Below are 13,407 nucleotides of genomic sequence, written 5' to 3'. Positions count from 1 at the left end.
GGGGCGGAATTGTCCGGGGCGGTTGCCGTCTGTTTTCAGTCCGACTTCCGCAGGGCGGCCGACAGGGTCTTTCCGATGAATGCGGCCGGGGTCGGCTCGAGCATCGAGTCGTGGTCGCTGTCGACCGGGTGCCGCAGGATCCGGCCGGTCACGTGCTCCCGCCAGGACTCCTCGTCCGGGTCGCCGGGGGCGACGCCGCGGGTGGCCGCGAACAGGAGCAGGTCGCCCTGGTAGCGGCCGGGGCGGTGGGCGTCGCCCAGCAGGCTGTGGGTGCGGATCACCCCGAGCAGCCTGGTCAGTTCGGTCTCGTCCAGCTCCGCGAGCGCGTTGCCGGCCTCGGCGAGGCGCTCGCGGGCGGTGCCCGGGTCGACCGGGCCCTCGCCGGGGAGGCCGGCCCGCTGGAGCAGTTCGGCCAGGACGGCCCGGTCGTCCGGCACGTCCTCGGCGGGCGAGCCGCTGCCGGGGTAGCCGTCCAGGTCGGCGAGCAGTTCGACCTGTTCGCCGCGGGCCTGCAGCTGGACCGCGATCTCGTGGGCGACAAGCCCCCCGAACGACCAGCCGAGAATACGATAGGGCCCCTGCGGTTGGATTTCCAGCATTTCGCCGAGATATTTTCCGGCGATTTCCCGGACGGACTCCGGGGCCTTTTCCGGGGAGCGCACCCCACCGGTCTGGAAAGCGTACACGGGAATGTCCGCGTCAATTTCCGCGGCGAGGGTCAGGAAGGGCCAGCCGAGTCCGACCGCGCCGTGCACGCAGAACACCGGACGGGCGGTGCCGGTCGGCCGGATCGCCAGGACGGGCGCGAACGGGTCCTCCGGCGCACCGGTGCCCTCGACGGCGCCGGCCACCAGGGCCAGCCCGGCCACCGTGCGGTGCGCGAAGACGTCGGCCGGGGTGAGCTCCAGCCCGGCCGCGCGGGCCCGGCTGACCAGCTGGATGGACTTCAGGCTGTCGCCGCCCAGATCGAAGAAGCCGTCCTCGGCGCCGACCCGGTCCAGTCCGAGCACCTCGGCGAACACCCGGCCGAGCGCGAGCTCCACCGGTCCGCTGGGTGCGCGGCCGTCCGAGCGGGCCACCGCCCGGTCCCCGGCCCCGGGTGCGGGCAGCGCCTTGCGGTCCACCTTGCCGTTCGGGGTGAGCGGCAGCGCCTCCAGCGGGACGTACGCGGCCGGGAGCATGTACTCCGGCAGTACGGCCGCCAAGTGGGCGCGCAGCGCGGCGGGTTCGGGCCGCTCGGGGCCGGCGGGCACCAGGTAGGCGATCAGCCGGCGTTCGCCCGGGGAGTCCTCCCGGTCGGTCACGGAGGCCCGCTCAACCAGCGGATGATCCGTCAGCACCGCCTCGATCTCGCCGAGTTCGATCCGGAAGCCGCGGATCTTCACCTGGTGGTCGATCCGGCCGAGGTAGTCGATCGAGCCGTCCGGCCGCCAGCGGGCGAGGTCCCCGGTGCGGTACATCCGCGAGCCGGGCGGCCCGTACGGGTCGGCGGTGAAGCGCTCGGCGGTCAGGCCGGGCCGGTCCAGGTAGCCCCGGGCGAGGCCGGCACCGGCCAGGTAGAGCTCGCCGACCACGCCCGGCGGTACCGGGCGCAGCGCGGGGTCCAGCAGCAGGGCCCGGTTGCCGGCCAGCGGGCGGCCGATCGGCGGGGTGCCGGTGTGGTCGGGCGCCAGGTCGACGCCGACCGAGTAGATGGTGGTCTCGGTCGGGCCGTACAGGTTGCTGACCTTCGCCGCGGCGCCGGTCAGCGCCGCCGCCAGGGCCGGGCTGAGGGCCTCGCCGCCGGTCATCACGTGCACCCCGGCCAGCGCGTCGGGCCGGGCGGTGACCAGCGCGTGCCACAGCGTCGGGGTGGCCTGCATGACGTCCGCCCCGGTGGCGAGGGTCAGCTCGGCCAGCAGCTCCGGGTCGCGGACCGTGTCGTGCGGGGCGAGGACCAGCCGGGCGCCGCTGAGCAGTGGGCCGAACAGCTCCAGGTTGGCGATGTCGAAGCCGAAGGTGGTGACGGCCAGCAGGGTGCGCCCGGGGGCCAGGCCGACCCGCTCGGTGAGGTCGTACAGGTGGTTGACCAGGGCCCCGCGCGGCACCACGACGCCCTTGGGGCGGCCGGTGGAGCCCGAGGTGTAGATGACGTACCCGGCGTGCTCGGGCCGTACCGGCCCGGCGAGTTCGGCGGGGCGCAGGTGGTCCGCGTCCTGGCCGTCGACCAGCGCGCGGGTGGCCGGGTCGTCCAGCAGCAGGAGCCGGCCGTTGTCCAGGCCGGGGACGGCCGCGGCCACCCCGGTCAGGGTCACGGTCAGCACCGGCCGGGCGTCCTTGGCCATCCCGGCGATCCGGTCGGCCGGGTAGGACGGGTCGATCGGCAGGTAGGCGGCCCCGGTCTTGACCGCCGCGAGCGCGGCCACCACCAGGTCGACCGAGCGCGGCAGCGCGATCGCCACGAGCCGGTCCGGCGCGGCGCCCTGGGCGACCAGGGTGCGGGCGAGCCGGTTGGCCCGGCGGTGCAGCTCGGCGAAGCCGAGCCGCTGGTCGGCGTGTTCGAGCGCGATCGCGTCCGGGTGGGCGTCCGCGGTGGCCTCCAGCAGGGTGGCGAGCGGCTGCCCGTCGCCCCGGGCGGCGGCGCCGGTCCCGAGGGCCAGCAGCTCCTCCTGCTCGCCGGGCAGCAGCACCGGGGCTGCGCCGATCGACCGGTCCGGCTGGTCGACCAGGACGCCCAGCAGGTGCACCAGGCGGTCGGCCAGGCGCCGGGCGCCGGCCGCGCTGAACAGGTCGGTGCTGTACTCCAGCCGCCCCTCCAGCCCGCCGGGGCCGTCCGGTCCGGAGACCTCGGCGAGTTCGAAGCAGAGGTCGAGCCGGGCCACGCCGAGTTCGGCCGCGCCCGCCTCGGCGGTGATGCCGGGCAGCTCCAGCCGGGCGGCGGCGTTGTTGTGCAGGGCCAGCAGGGTCTGGAACAGCGGGTTGCGGGCCGGGGCGCGCTCGGGGCCGAGCGCGTCGACCAGCTTCTCGAAGGGCAGGTCCTGGTGGGCGTAGGCGGCCAGGTCGGTGGCCTTGACCCGCTCCAGCAGTTCGCGGAAGGTCGGCGCGCCGGACAGGTCGGTGCGCAGCACCAGGGTGTTGACGAACATGCCGACCAGGTCGTCCAGCGCGTCGTCGGTGCGGCCGGCGATCGGGGTGCCGAGCGGGATGTCCTCGCCCGCGCCGAGCTTGCCGTACAGGGTGGCCAGCGCGGCCTGGAGCACCATGAACAGGCTCGCCCCGCTCTGCCGGGCCAGCGCGGCCGCCCGGTGGTGCAGTTCGGCCGGGACGGCGAAGCGGACGCTGGCGCCGCGGTAGCCGGCGGTGGCCCGCCGGGCGGTCTCCACCGGCAGCTGCAGCTCCTCCGGCAGCCCGGCCAGCTGCTCCTTCCAGTAGGCGGTCTGGCGCGCGATGAGGGACTCCTGGTCGCCCTCCTCGCCGAGCAGTTCACGCTGCCAGAGCGCGTAGTCGGCGTACTGCACCGGCAGCGGCGTCCAGGCGGGCGCGCGGCCGGCCAGCCGGGCCGCGTAGGCGGTGGAGAGGTCGCGGGCGAGCGGGCCGTTGGACCAGCCGTCACCGGCGATGTGGTGGATCACCACGACCAGCAGGTGGTCCTCGGGCCCGGCCGCGAGCAGCGTGGCCCGGATCGGCGGGCGATTCGCCAGGTCGAAGGTTCGGGTGGCGAACTCCTCGGCGACCGAGGAGAGTTCGGTCTCGTCCAGCTCACGGACCGGCAGCTCGACGGCGGCCTGCCGGACGGACAGGACCCGCTGGTAGGGCAGCCCGTCGCGGTCCGGGAAGACGGTGCGCAGGCTCTCGTGCCGCTCGACCACGTCGGTCAGCGCGGCGGTCAGCGCCGCGCGGTCCAGCGGGCCGCGCAGCCGCAGCGTCCACGGCAGGTTGTAGGTGGCGGAGGGGCCCTCCAGCCGGTCCAGGAACCAGAGCCGCTGCTGGGCGTAGGACAGCGGCAGCAGCTCCGGTCGCTCCCCGGCGGTCAGCGCGGGGCGGTCGGCGTCCTGGGTGAGCCGCCCGGCCAGCGCGGCCACCGTGGGCGCGTCGAACAGGGTGCGGATCGGCAGTTCGGCACCGAGCAGCGTGCGTACCCGGCTGACCAGCCGGGTGGCGAGCAGCGAGTGGCCGCCGAGCTGGAAGAAGTCCTCGTCGATGCCGACCTTCGGCAGGTCCAGGACCTCGGCGAAGGCGGCGCACAGCACCTCCTCCTGCGGGGTGCGCGGGCCGCGGCCGGTGGCCGAGGAGAGGTCGACCTCGGGCAGCGCCTTGCGGTCCACCTTGCCGTTGGGGGTCAGCGGCAGGGCGTCCAGCACCACCAGGGCGGAGGGCACCATGTACTCGGGCAGGATCGCGGCGGCCGCCGCCCGACCCCAGGCCGGGTCGAGGTCGCCGGTGACGTAGCCGACCAGCCGGGCGTCGCCGGCCCCGCCGCGGCGGACCACCACCACGGCGTCGCCGATCCGCTCGATCGAGCGCAGCGCGGCCTCGACCTCGCCGGGCTCGATCCGGTGGCCGCGGATCTTGACCTGGTGGTCGACCCGCTCCAGGAACTCCAGCTGCCCGTCCGTCCGGCGGATCACCCGGTCGCCGGTGCGGTACATCCGCGCGCCCGGCAGCGGGCTGAACGGGTCGGCGACGAACACCGATGCGGTGCGGCCGGGCTGGTCCAGGTAGCCGCGGCCGACGCCGCGCCCGCCGACGTACAGCTCGCCGGGGACGCCGTCCGGCACCGGGCGCAGCGCGTGGTCCAGGACGTACAGGCCGGTGCCGCGCACCGCCCGGCCGATCGGGGCGCGCACCGAGTCCAGCTCCGCGGGGGAGCCGATCACGGCGTGCGTCACGTCGTCCGAGCACTCGGTCGGCCCGTACGCGTTGACCAGCGGGATCGCCGGGTAGCGGGCGAACCAGCGGTGCGCCAGGTCGGCGGGCAGCGCCTCGCCGGTGACCACCAGCTTGCGCAGGCCGTCCAGGACGGGCGGCTGGGCGCCGTCGTCCCAGCTGTCCAGGGCGGCGCGCAGCAGCGAGGGGACGACCTCCAGCACGGTGACGCCCTCGGGGGCGACCAGCCCGAACAGCGCCTGCGGGTCGGCGGCGAGTTCCCGGCCGGTGACCCGCAGGCGCCCGCCGACGACCAGCGCGGCGAGCATCTGCCAGACCGAGATGTCGAAGGTGACCGGGGCGTTGTGGACCAGCACGGTGTGCCCGTCCAGCTCCAGGTCGTCGATCTTGGCGAACAGGTGGTTGACCATGCCCGCCCGGTGCACCATGGCGCCCTTGGGGCGTCCGGTGGAGCCCGAGGTGAAGATGACGTACGCCAGGTCGTCGCCGGCGCCGCGCGGGGCCGGCGGCTCCTCGGCGACGGCCGGGCCCGGCTCCAGCACCGGGACGTCCAGCCCGGCCCCGGCCAGCAGTTCGGCGGCCATGGCATGCTCGTCGGGGCCGACCACCAGCGCGCTCACGTGCGCCTCGGCGGCCAGCACGGCGCCGCGCCTGACCGGCGCGGCGACGTCCAGCGGCAGCCAGGCCGCGCCCGCGCCGAGCACGCCCAGGACGGCGGTGACGAAGCCGCAGCCGGGCTGGGCCAGCACGCCGACCGGTCCGGTCGCGGCGCCCGCGTCGAGCAGCGCCCGGGACAGGGCGCCGGCCCGGCCGGCCAGCTCGCGGTAGGTCAGCTGCTCGGTGCCGTCGGAGACGGCGACGGCGGCCGGGGTGGTGCGGGCGAACTCCTGGACCCGCGCCACCACGTCCGTCCACGGGTCGGCCCCGGCCGGCTCCGGGGCGGTGACGGCCAGCCGGGCGCGCTCGCCGGGCAGCAGCAGGTCCAGCTGCCCGAGCGGGCGGTCCGGCTCGGCCTGGGCGGTGCGCAGCACGTGCAGCAGTCGCTCGGCGACGACGGCGGCCTCGGCCGGGGTGAACCGGGAGGTGTCGTAGCCGACCTGGAGCCGCAGCCGCTCGCCGGGAAGGGCCATCAGACTGAGCGGGTAGTGGTTGGCGTCGCCGGCCCGCAGGCCGGTCAGCCGCAGCCCGGCGACCTCGCCGGCCAGCGCCTTCGGGTCGAGCGGGTAGTTCTCGAAGACCAGCACGCTGTCGAAGAGGTCACCGACCCCGGCCAGGCGCTGGATGGCGTTGAGGCCCAGGTGCTGGTGCGGCAGCAGGGCGGACTGGCGGTCCTGGAGGGCGGACAGCAGCTCGGTGAAGCTCTGCGCCGGGTCCAGGTCGACGCGCACCGGCAGGGTGTTGATGAACAGCCCGACCATGCCCTCGACCCCGGGCAGCTCCGGGGGGCGGCCGGAGACGGTGCCGCCGAAGACGATGTCGCGCAGCCCGGTGAGGGTGCCCAGCACGGTGGCCCAGGCGCCCTGCACCACGGTGTTGACGGTCAGGCCGCGGCTGCGGGCCCAGCCGGTGAGCGCGGCGAACTCCCGCTCGTCCAGCTCGACGGCGTGCTCGCCGGGCATGCCGCGCCGGGTGGACCCGGTGCCGGCGGTCGCGCCGGACAGCCGGGTGGGCTCGGTGAAGCCGTCGAGCGCGGCCGTCCAGGCCGCCTCGGCCGCCGCCCTGTCCTGCCGGGCCAGGTGGGCCAGGTAGGACTTGTACGGGGCGGGGCGCGGCAGGGAGAGGCCGCGATCGGCGTAGCAGGCGAACAGCTCGCGCACCACGATCGGCATCGACCAGCCGTCGAACAGGATCTGGTGGGCGGTCAGCACCAGGCGGTGCTCCAGATCGCCGAGCCGCAGCAGGCTGAAGCGCAGCAGCGGCGGGCGCGCCAGGTCGAAGGGGCGCAGCCGGTCGCGCTCGGCGATCCCCTCGCTCTGCTGCTCGGCGTCCTCGTCGCCCCGGAGGTCGACCTCCCGCCAGTCGAGCGCGACCTCGCGCGGCACGACCTGCACCGGGTCCCCGTTCTTGCGGTAGCGGAAGGCCGCCCGCAGGTTGGGGTGGCGCTCCAGCAGGGCGGTGACCGCGGCACGCAGCCGCGCCGGGTCCAGCTCGCCGGCCAGGTCCATCACCAACTGCACGGTGTAGACGTCGAGTCCCTCGCGGTGGTACTGCGCGTGGAACATCAGCCCTTCCTGCAGCGGTGCCACCGGCAGGATGTCGCTCAGATTGGAGCTCCGCCCGGGTCGTCGCCCGGCGCGGGGCTCGGCCGAGGCCGTGGTCACAGCTCGTCCCCCCAGTCGTCCATCTCGTCCTCGAATTCGTCGATCTCGTCCTGGCTGAGTGCCACCAGGTCGAGATCGGACGGCGTCCAGCCGCCGGCACCGGGCTCCCGGGTGTGCCGCACCAGGGCGCGCAGGGCCTGGAACCAGCTCTCGGCCAGGTCCTCGGCGTCGGCCTGCGGCAGGGCCTGGCCGGCCCAGGTCCAGCGGGCGCTGAGCCGCGGGCCGTCCGGGCCGTCCTCGGTCACCGCGTTGACGTCCAGGACGTGCGGCAGCGGCATCTCCGGGTCGGCCCCGGCGGCCAGGGCGGCGGACTGCTCGGTCAGCGACCAGTCCTCGCCGGTGGGCGCGGGCATCCGGCCCAGGTAGTTGAAGCCGAGCTGCGGCCGGGCCGCTCCCGACAGCGCCTCGGCGCGGTCCAGATAGCGCAGTTGGCCCCAGCCGAGCCCGTGTCCGGGCACCATCCGCAGGTGTTCCTTGACCAGCTTGAGGCTGTGTCCGGCGGCCGGGCCGCCGGACAGCGCCTCGGCCAGGTCCACCGGGCCGGGGTGCAGCCGCAGCGGGTAGGCGGTGGTGAACCAGCCGACCGTGCGGGACAGGTCCACGCCGGGGGCGAACTCCTCGCGCCCGTGGCCCTCCAGCTCGACCGGCACCGGGCCCTGTGGCCGTCCGGTGCGTCGCCGCCAGTCCGCGACGGCGAGTGCCAGGGCGGTCAGCAGCACGTCGTTCACCTCGGCGTGGAACGCCCCGGTGACCTCGGTGAGCAGCGCCGCCGTGGTGTCGGCGTCCAGGGTGCGGTGCAGCGTACGGGCGGTGGCGAAGGTGTCCACCGCCGGGTCGGCGGGCCGGTGGCCCAGCGGGGCCTCCTCGCCGGCCGACTCGGTGCGCCACCAGTCGAGTTGGGCGCGCAGCTCGGGCGTGCCCGCGGTCCGCTCCAGTAGCCCGGACCAGTGCCGCAGCGAGGTGCCGACCGGCTGCAGCCGCACCGGCTCGCCCGCCAGGACGGACGCGTGCGCCCGGGCCAGGTCGGGCAGCAGCACCCGCCAGGACACCCCGTCCACCACCAGGTGGTGCAGGGTGAGCAGCAGCTCGCCGCTCTCGCCGGGCGCGCCCGGGTGCCAGAGCGCCTGGACCATCAGGCCCTGGCCGGGTGCCAGCCGCTGCCGGGCGGCGACCGCCTCGGCGGGCCAGTCGGCGGCCGGGCCCTCGAGGATCCGCAGCAGCGCGCCGGCGTCCACCGTGCCGGGCTCGGTGATCAGCAGCGACCAGTCCGGCAGCAGCCGCATCCGCAGCCCGTCGTGGTGGTCCAGCAGCGCCTGCAGGGCCGCGGTGAGCGACTCCCGGGTGGCGTCGGCCGGGGTGCGGACCAGGACGGCCTGGTGGAAGCCGTTCACCGGTCCGCCGAGTTCGCGCAGCCAGTGCCCGATCGGCAGCTGCCCCAGCGGGCCGACGCCGTCATCGGTGCCGACCGTGGCGACGGCCCCCTCGTCCTCGCCGTCGCGGGCCACCACGGCCAGCGCCGCCGGGGTCCGGTGGGTGAAGACGTCCTGCGCGGTGACCACCAGCCCGGCCGCGCGGGCCCGGCTGACCAGCTGGATGGAGACGATGCTGTCGCCGCCCAGGTCGAAGAACCCGTCGTCGGCGCCGACCTCGGGCAGTCCGAGCACCTCGGCGAAGACCGCGCAGAACGCGGCCTCCCGGGCGTCGGCCGGGGCGCGGCCGGTGGAGGCGGCGGCGTAGTCGGGCGCGGGCAGCGCCCGGCGGTCCAGCTTGCCGTTGCCGGTCAGCGGCAGGGTCTCCAGCGGGACGAACGCGGAGGGCACCAGGTAGTCGGGCAGCTCCGCCGCGAGCGCCGCCCGCAGCTCGCCGACCGGCAGGTCGGCCGGGGTCACGTAGGCGACGAGCCGCTTGTCGCCGGGGCGGTCCTCGCGGACCACCGCGGCGGCCTGCTCCACGCCCGGCCGGGCGAGCAGCGCGGTCTCGATCTCGCCGAGCTCGATCCGGAAGCCGCGCAGCTTGACCTGCTCGTCGACCCGGCCCACGTAGTCCAGCTGGCCGTCGGCCGTCCAGCGCACCAGGTCGCCGGTGCGGTACATCCGGTCATCCCGGCCGCCGTACGGGTCGGCGGTGAAGCGCTGGGCGGTGAGTTCGGGCCGGTGCAGGTAGCCGAGGGCCACCCCGGCGCCGGCCACGTACAGCTCGCCGATCACGCCGGGCGGGGTGGGCCGCAGGGCCTCGTCCAGCACGTACACCCGGGCGCCGGCCAGCGGGCGGCCGATCGGCGGCTTGACCGCTCCGGCCAGCGGCTCGCTGACGGTGGCGCAGACCGTGGTCTCGGTCGGGCCGTACGCGTTGAGCATCCGCCGGCCCGCGGACCAGCGCTCCACCAGCTCGGGCGGGCAGGCCTCGCCGGCCGTGATGAGGGTCAGGCCGTCGGGCATCGGCAGCCCGACCGGCCAGGCGGCGAGCACCGTCGGCGGCAGGCAGACCACCTCGATGCCGGCCTTCGCGACCAGCTCGGCGAGCGGCTCGCCGGGCGCCCGGTCGGCCTCCGCGGCCAGCACCAGGACGGCGCCGGTGAGCAGCGCGGTGAGCAGCTCCCAGGCGGCGGCGTCGAAGCTGAACGAGGCGAACTGCAGCAGCCGGGTGCCCTCGCCGACGCCGAAGCGGTCGTGCTCGGCGGCCAGCGCGGCCACCGCCCGGTGCGGCACCAGCACGCCCTTGGGGCGGCCGGTGGAGCCGGAGGTGTAGATCACGTACGCCGGGTGGTCCGGGCCCAGCGGGGCGACCCGCTCGGCGTCCTCCGGGTCGTGCGCGGGGGCTCCGGCGATCGCGGCGGCGGTCGCCGGGTCGTCCAGCAGCAGCACGGGTGCGGCCTGCTGCTCGGGCAGCCGTCCGGCCACCGAGCCGTGGCTGAGCACCGCCAGCGGGGCGGAGTCCTCGAGCAGGTAGGCGATCCGCTCTCGCGGGTACGCCGGGTCGACGGGCAGGTAGGCCGCGCCCGTCTTGAGGACCGCGAGCACCGCGACGACCGCGTCGACCGTGCGCGGCAGCGCCAGGGCGACGATCCGTCCGGGGCCCGCGCCCAGGGCGATCAGGTGGTGGGCGAGCCGGTTGGCGCGCTCGTTCAGCTCGCCGTAGCCGACCTCGGCGCGCACCGCGCCGTCCTCGAACCAGCGCAGCGCGGGCCGCTCGGGCGCGCGGTGCGCCTGCGCCTGGAACAGCGCGGGCAGGTGGACGGCACCGACGGTGGTCGGGATCGAGGCCCCGCTCCAGGAGCCGAGCAGCAGCTCGCGCTCCTCGGGCAGTAGGGCGTCCAGTCCGCTGAGCGGCCGGTCGGGCTCGCCGGTGAGCAGGCCGATCAGGTGGGCCAGCCGGTCGGCTAGGCCGCGGGCGGTCCGCTCGGTGAACAGGTCGGTGCTGTACTCCAGGGTGCCGGTGAGGCCGTCCGGCTCGCCCGACCCGTCGTACTGCTCGACGAGTTCGAAGGCCAGGTCGAACTTGGCCGTCCCGGTGCCGACCGGGCTGACCTCGGCGGTCAGGCCGGGCAGCTCGGGGCGGGCCCCGGCGTTGTTCTGGAAGGCCAGCATCACCTGGAAGAGCGGCTGGCGGGCCAGCGAGCGGCCGGCGCCGAGCCGGTCGACCAGCTTCTCGAAGGGCACGTCCTGGTGGGCCAGGGCGGCCAGGACGGTCTCCCGGGCCCGGCCGACCAGGGTGCGGAAGGTCGGGTCGCCGGAGAGGTCGGTGCGCAGCACCAGGGTGTTGACGAAGAAGCCGACCAGGCTGTCCAGGGCCTCGGCGGTGCGCCCGGCCACCGGGGTGCCGACCGGGATGTCCGTACCGGCGCCGAGCTTGCCGAGCAGCACGGCGAGTGCCGCCTGCACCACCATGAACGGGCTGGCGCCGGACTCCCGGGCCAGCTCGGCCAGGGCGCGGTGCGCCTGCGCGTCCAGCCGCAGCGGCACGGTGGCGCCCCGGTAGCTGGGCACCGCCGGGCGCGGGAAGTCGACGGGCAGCGACAGCTCCTCCGGGAGGTCCGACAACTGTCCGGCCCAGTAGTCGAGCTGGCGGGACATCAGCGAACCCGGGTCGTCCTGATCGCCGAGCAGTCGACGGTGCCAGAGGGTGTAGTCGGCGTACTGGACGGGCAGCTCGGCCCACTCCGGGGCGCCGCCGGCCAGCCGGGCGCGGTAGGCGGCCTGGAGGTCGTCGACCAGCGGGCGCACCGACCAGCCGTCGGCCGCGATGTGGTGCTGCACCAGCAGCAGCACGTGCTCCTCGACGCCGGTCTCGAACAGCACCGCGCGCAGCGGCGGTTCGGCGGCCAGGTCGAAGGGCGTGCCGGCCCGGGCGGCCAGTTCGGCGTCCAGCTCCTCGGCCGTGCGGCCGGTGAACGGGACGACCGGCAGCTCCGGGCCGGCCTCGCCGACCGGCAGCACCCGCTGGTGCGGGCGTCCGTCCTCGGCGGGGAAGACGGTGCGCAGGCTCTCGTGCCGGGCGACCACGTCGGCCAGCGCCTCGGCGAGCGCCGCCCGTTCCAGGGCGCCGGTCAGCCGGACCGCGTGGGAGAGGTGGTAGGTGGCGCCGGCAGCGTCCAACTGGGAGAGGAACCACAGTCGTTGCTGCCCGGGGGAGAGCGGGATCCGCTCCGGCCGCGGGCCGGCCACCAGCTCCTCCCGGGCCGGTTCGGCGCCGTCCAGGGCGAGCGCCAGGGCGAACGGGGTGGGCGCCTCGAACAGGGTGCGGATCGGCAGCTCGACGCCGAGCCGGGCGCGCAGCGCGGTGACCACCCGGCCGGCCAGCAGCGAGTGCCCGCCGAGCGCGAAGAAGTCCTCGTCGGCGCCGACCTCGTCGAGTTCCAGCACCTCGGCGAACAGCGCGCACAGCAGCGCCTCGCGCTCGGTGGCCGGGGCCCGCCGCTCGCGGCGCAGCGCGCCGAAGTCCGGCACCGGCAGGGCCTTGCGGTCCACCTTGCCGTTGGGGGTCAGCGGCAGCGCCGCCATCGGTACCAGCACGGCCGGGACCATGTAGTCGGGCAGCGTCCGGGCCAGTTCGGCGCGGACGGCGGCCGGGTCGGCGCCGCCGGCGAGGTGGGCGACCAGCCGGGCGCCGCCGGAAGGGTCCCGGGCGACGGTGACCACCGCGTCGGCCACGCCGGGGACGGCGCGCAGCGCGGCCTCGACCTCGCCGGGCTCGATCCGGTGGCCGCGGATCTTGACCTGGTGGTCGACCCGCTCGAGGAACTCCAGCTGCCCGTCCGTCCGGTGCACCACCCGGTCGCCGGTGCGGTACATCCGGGCGCCGGGCTCGTCCGAGTACGGGTCGGCGACGAACGCTCCGGCGGTGCGCCGCGGGTCGTTCAGGTAGCCGCGGCCGACGCCGCGCCCGCCGACGTACAGCTCGCCGGGCTGCCCGGCCGGTACGGGCTGCAGCGAGTCCCCGAGGACGTACAGCCGGGTGTCGCGGACCGGGCGGCCGATCGGGGCGCGCACCGAGTCCAGCTCCGCCGGGGAGCCGATCAGGGCGTGGGCGACGTCGTCCGAGCACTCGGTCGGCCCGAAGGCGTTGACCAGCGGGATGCCGGGCCGCAGTGCGAACCAGCGGCGGGCCAGGTCGGCGGGCATCGCCTCGCCGGTGACCACCAGCTTGCGCAGCGCGGACAGCGGGGGCACCGGCGCGCCGGCCTCCCAGGAGTCCAGGGCGGCGCGCAGCAGCGAGGGGACGACCTCCAGCACGGTGACGCCCTCGGTGTCGGCGAGCGCGAACAGCGCGCCGGGGTCGGCCGCGAGCTCGCGGGAGACCACCCGCAGCCGCCCGCCCGCGACCAGCGGGCTCAGCATCTGCCAGACCGAGATGTCGAAGGTCACCGGGGCGTTGTGCACCACGGTGTCGGCCTCGGACAGCTCCAGGTCGGCGTGCTTGGCGAGCAGGTGGTTGACCATGCCGTCGCGGTGCACCATGGCGCCCTTGGGCCGGCCGGTGGAGCCCGAGGTGTAGATGACGTACGCCAGCTCGGCGGGGCCCCCGGCGGCCGGCAGCAGTTCCTCGTCCCGGGCGTCGTCGAGGACCAGGACGGCGGGGTGGCCCTCGGACAGTGCGCCGAGCAGGGTGTCGACGTACGGCTGCTGGTCCTCGCCGTGCAGCAGGACGGCGGCGCCCGCGGCCTCGACCAGTGCCGCGCCGCGGGCGGCCGGGGCCCGGACGTCCAGCGGCAGCCATTGTC

2 protein-coding genes are annotated in these 13,407 nt (G+C 76.0%); both read right to left on the bottom strand.

The genetic code is table 11. From position 1 onward, the window contains the following. Positions 1-35: 35 nt before the first annotated feature. Positions 36-7,112, bottom strand: a complete 7,077-nt coding sequence (locus HS99_RS27945) for a non-ribosomal peptide synthetase (protein ID WP_267885583.1) — start codon at positions 7,110-7,112, stop codon at positions 36-38. A 71-nt stretch (positions 7,113-7,183) separates the two neighbouring features. Beyond that, a partial coding sequence (locus HS99_RS27940) for a non-ribosomal peptide synthetase (RefSeq protein WP_063737945.1) occupies positions 7,184-13,407 on the bottom strand: 6,224 nt, incomplete at its 5' end.

This window comes from Kitasatospora aureofaciens, assembly GCF_001188955.3.
Taxonomy (GTDB): domain Bacteria; phylum Actinomycetota; class Actinomycetes; order Streptomycetales; family Streptomycetaceae; genus Kitasatospora; species Kitasatospora aureofaciens.
Note: the sequence above shows the minus strand (reverse complement) of the source record. Positions and strands in the feature narration are given on the sequence as shown.